The sequence below is a fragment of the Acinetobacter sp. YH01005 genome (assembly GCF_013420465.1).
In the GTDB taxonomy this organism is placed as follows: Bacteria; Pseudomonadota; Gammaproteobacteria; order Pseudomonadales; family Moraxellaceae; genus Acinetobacter; species Acinetobacter amyesii.
This window is the reverse complement of the sequence record NZ_VOYA01000052.1, coordinates 1-4,378: the sequence shown is the minus strand read 5'-3', so window position 1 is coordinate 4,378 and position 4,378 is coordinate 1. Positions and strand designations below refer to the sequence as shown.

Annotated in this window: 5 protein-coding genes; 3 read left to right on the top strand and 2 right to left on the bottom strand. The window is 35.7% G+C overall.

The features are described 5' to 3' along the window. Nucleotides 1–140: transposase (locus FTT72_RS15915; RefSeq protein ID WP_151813106.1), on the bottom strand; the 140-nt coding region annotated here is incomplete at its 3' end. A 206-nt stretch (nucleotides 141–346) separates the two neighbouring features. Here FTT72_RS15915 and repM point away from each other — a divergent pair. The 3 genes from repM (at nucleotide 347) to FTT72_RS15900 (ending at nucleotide 3,551) form a co-directional block, all read left to right on the top strand. Next, nucleotides 347–1,192, top strand: a complete 846-nt coding sequence (repM, locus tag FTT72_RS15910) for a replication initiation protein RepM (RefSeq protein ID WP_180049802.1) — start codon at nucleotides 347–349, stop codon at nucleotides 1,190–1,192. A gap of 1,083 nt (nucleotides 1,193–2,275) precedes the next feature. Further along, complete coding sequence (locus FTT72_RS15905; RefSeq protein ID WP_114237945.1) at nucleotides 2,276–2,614, top strand: hypothetical protein; 339 nt, start codon at nucleotides 2,276–2,278, stop codon at nucleotides 2,612–2,614. 136 nt (nucleotides 2,615–2,750) lie between these two features. Further along, nucleotides 2,751–3,551, top strand: coding sequence for a DUF2310 family Zn-ribbon-containing protein (locus FTT72_RS15900; RefSeq protein ID WP_114237944.1), 801 nt, complete (start codon nucleotides 2,751–2,753; stop codon nucleotides 3,549–3,551). 731 nt (nucleotides 3,552–4,282) lie between these two features. On the opposite strand, the gene FTT72_RS15895 is transcribed toward FTT72_RS15900, so the two are convergent. After that, nucleotides 4,283–4,378 (bottom strand): transposase domain-containing protein (locus tag FTT72_RS15895; RefSeq protein WP_141192730.1); only part of this gene is annotated, 96 nt, incomplete at its 5' end.

Here is a 4,378-nt window from a genome sequence, read left to right as displayed (position 1 = left end):
AATCCATGTTGCAAAGCGACTGAAGCAATTGAAACGTCCGGTGCTTTACAAGCCTGAACGATCTGCTGTTTAAATTCAGCACTGTATGTTCTTCGTTTTTTCGCAAGAGATGCGATGGATGTCTGATTATTTGTAGTCATAAATTTAAGTCCCCACTTGTTTCTAAGTGGGGACTAAATTAAGGCTTATAGGATGAATTCATAAGGTGTGTTCAGCGGACGCTTACTTTTATTATGGTCAGCCTCAGGGTGAAGTGTGTCTAATCAACAGGTTTTTCGGTCTCTAAGCACTTTTTAAAGGGAACATCATCGACTCAAATCTCTATTTGCAACAGTGCCCTCGTAAGTTGGGCGATAATATTGAAAGTGTATTGAACAAGACTTTAACTATTCATGCCCAATCTTATATGCAACAGTTTGACGTGGCTAAACATACGGCTTATGAAGCCCTAAAGCGTGGAGTCAATGGTTTATTTGAAGCGGAATTTAATTACACCCAGTTTGTTGAGGGTAGTCAAAAAATTGAGTTTGTCCGCAGTCGCTTTGTGCAAAAGATTAGTTACGTTAATGATTTAGGATTGGTAAGATTAGTATTCGCCAATGACGTTGTACCATTAATTGTAGGATTGGAAAAAAAATTTACCAAATACGAGATAGAGCAAATTAAAGGCTTACAGAGCCGATATGCTATTCGCCTGTATGAGTTTTTGATTAAATGGCGGTCTGTGGGCAAAACCAATGAAATCTCGTTAGATGAGTTAAGAAATCATTTTGGGTTATTGAGTGATGAATATGTGCGTATGCACCATTTCAAAGCAAGAGTTTTAGATTTGGCTATTAGTCAAATTAACGAACACACGGATATTATTGCTGAATATGAGCAACACAAGCAAGGTCGCACTATTACAGGATTTACCTTTAAATTTAAACAAAGAACCAAGCCCAAAACGGTAAAAGCTGAAAAGACAGAGCGTGATCCACATACAGTAGATATGTTTATAACCATGACCGATAATCAACGCTTTGCCTTCGCTAAAAAAATATCTCAATTACATGAGGCATCGTATTTGGCACAAGGGCAAGCAGGTCGAAGTTACGATGTGTTTGCTGAACAAATTGCTGAAGCATTATTAGATAGTGAAAAGCAGAAAGTATATTTACCCTTCTTATCGAAATTAGGGTTTAAATTTTAAGATTTTTATTCGCTGTTTACAGGTTGTGGTAGAAGTAGTCCTTGATATCAAAAACAAAAATTATTTTAAGGGAATAAAGGCTTCTGACTATCACCAAATGATAAGTTATCTGAGTTCTATTCAGTGAAAAACTGCTATATTAGGGGTCAGCACAGAAAACGGAAATTATAGGGCGGTAAGTACATTTATTTACTTCTATGTAGTTGTTATTTAAGAACTTCGTTAAAAATCTTTCAATTAAATTGCATGTTGCCAATCTCTAGCAGACAGGCAAAGCATAAAAATATAAATCTTTGATTTTAATAAATTAATTAGTCGACAAAATTCCTTGTCGTACTATTTTCTCCAAATTCTGGGGTAACCCCTATCAAATCAAAAACTCGATGATATGCGTCATTTAGTTGATCAAATACCTTCTTACGGCAGTCAATCTATACCTAAAATAAACGATCCTAGTTGGGAGGGGTTATTAGATGATCGGAGAATATCTTGGAATATGAACGACATCACCATAATAGAAAGGCTAGTACTTATTTATTATACTTTTAGTATGAAGGTTCTTAGTGTTTTCAATCAAGAATTTGCAGAGAGAGGAGTTTCTTTTTCATACTCTGATTAGTATGCCTATGGCAAACCAATTTCACTGCTTCGGTACCCTAGTGAGGACTAGAACCTTAGGCTGTAGGCTAATGATATTGGTATATTGAGTTATTTAGGTAGTCGCGGTGTACTTCATGGTGTATAGAAAGTTAGTTTTTCGAGCTAATAAAGCCATTTTGACAAAATTTAAGAAGTATTTTAGAAAACTAGATAGTTACACAGAATTTAGGGTAGTCTCAAAATGAAAGTTATAACTAATGGTTCTTTAACATCTTCTAATTCCTTTGGTGAAAAATAAGATTCCATTTTATGCTTAACTCTCAACTTTTTTTCGCTAAATCATTTATTTTACGAAGGTTAGACTTTCAATATTAAACTTACAATTCTTGTAATACAGCCATTCCAATAGGCTTAAGAAGTTGAGAGTGGCATTTCTTGCATAGAATTATTTTGTATTAAATAAAATAACTAAAGGTTTGGCTCGTGAAGATCTCAATAAGAAAACTGTATGTAATTAGCTTAAGTGCATTAATTACTGTGGCTTGTTCCAGTCAAAGTGAATCAGAAGGGATGCTAATTATAAATAACAAAACCTCCGAAGATATAACTAAGGTTAATTTAACTTATAAAACCACTAATAAATCAGAAAATATAGGTAATTTATCTCCTAATCAATCATTTAAGTATCCTATAAAATATTCTGACACCGAAGACTCTATAGTAATTACATATACTGATAGTAATAATACAGTGCATAAGGATGTAGCTGTTCCTTATTTCGGTAAATATGATAAGAAAAATTATAGTTATAATATCAAGTAGTTTAAGTATTATTAATATTTAGAGTGTACGGCATTGACGGTATAGGTTAAATTGACACTACAAGACAGCACTTTAACCAATTTCAACAGCAACATCCCCAAATATATTTAATATAAATTAAGCATGAGATATAAAAATGCACGCCTTTGATATTATCATACCCCAATATACAGGTATCGCTGAAGATGATGATAGCCACGACCATGATGTATTTTGTTATTTAGGAAATTTAGAAGGCAACGGACAAATATTACCCCGTAACCATCATTTAGCTGTTAGCCAAAATGATATTACTCGCGTGACTGTGGTGTGTCCTGAAATGGATGCCCTTGACCGTAAAAATATGAACAGCTATGCCCAAGAAATGCACAATAAAATCGAACAGTTAGCAGGTAAACCCATTCAAACCTTGTATATCGGAGAAGACCATGACTATCCTCTTCCCCGTTATGCCGTACCAACGCAATCTGAATTTTACATGTTGCGTTGGGGCTGGAGTTCGCCTTTACTAGATGGAGTAACCTTACAAGGCATTCCTCTATATAAAATCCCATATACCCAACCTGATCACCCTTGTTATGATAATGTGTGGTCATGGTATCGTCAGGCTGAAGCGTTATATCGTTTGTGGCTTGGTTCTCAACCAGTAAGTGAAGCCTTTGCCTTAGAGCAAATGCAAAATCCCAATTCTGAGCATAGCAAAATAGGTCGAGAATTGTGCCGTATCATTGAACAAAGCACAGGTGTACCCACCTATTATTTTCTAATGAATTACCGTGATTGGACACAGGCAGAAGATATGGAACAAAAATGTCCACTGACAGGGCAGGATTGGCTATTGCCTGCCAATACCTATCACTATATTGATTTTAAATGCGATGAGAGTCGTTTGGTGAGTGAGTTGAGTCAAAATTGGTCGGATGAAAGCGAGGACTGACCGAATGAAAAATTATTTGTGGTAAGCTCATAAAGCCTATCAAGCATAGAGATAAAAATAACACCCAAACTATCTGTAACCAACCGTGAATCGTCTCGATATTTTCGGAGAGTGTTTTACTGGAATCAGGTACAGGACAAGTTTATTTTCAGTATACCCTAGCGGAACCACCTAAAAAGCCCCTTAGACCTATTAATAGACTACCTAGAACAGACCGTTATAAGAAAACCGCCTATAACAGACTATTCTAGGTAGTCAGTTTTTCTCGCTATCTTGAGAAATCATAGTCTTCTTCGTTCCCGTCTAAATACTCGAATATAGGGGTCAGCACAGAAAACGGAAATTATAGGGCGGTAAGTACATTTGTTTACTTCTATGTAGTTGTTATTTAAAAACTTCGTTAAAATTTTCAATTAAATTGCATGTTGCCAATCTCTAGAAGACAGGCAAAGCATAAAAATATAAATCTCTGATTTTAATAAATTAATTAGTCCACAAAATTCCTTAGCGTGCTATTTTCTCCGAATTCTGTGCTGCCCCCAATTAGCAATATTTAGAAAGGTCTAGGATAGCTATTTCTTGGCACGGGTTGAGATTTTGGAGCAACTGATAGATCGCTATCCGCCAAAGGCTCAATTTCACTTAATTCTCGCCTAGTCGTTACCATCTCACTATAAGCTTCTTTGAAATCAGGATTATTGTAAGCGTCCGCTGAACCCCATGCCTATTTTTTAATTTGAGTTGGATTTCCAGCGATGTGGCAGTAATTCTTCAATCTGAGTCACTTTATGTGTCGGCAACCTTTTCAGCACATCACTTAAATAGGC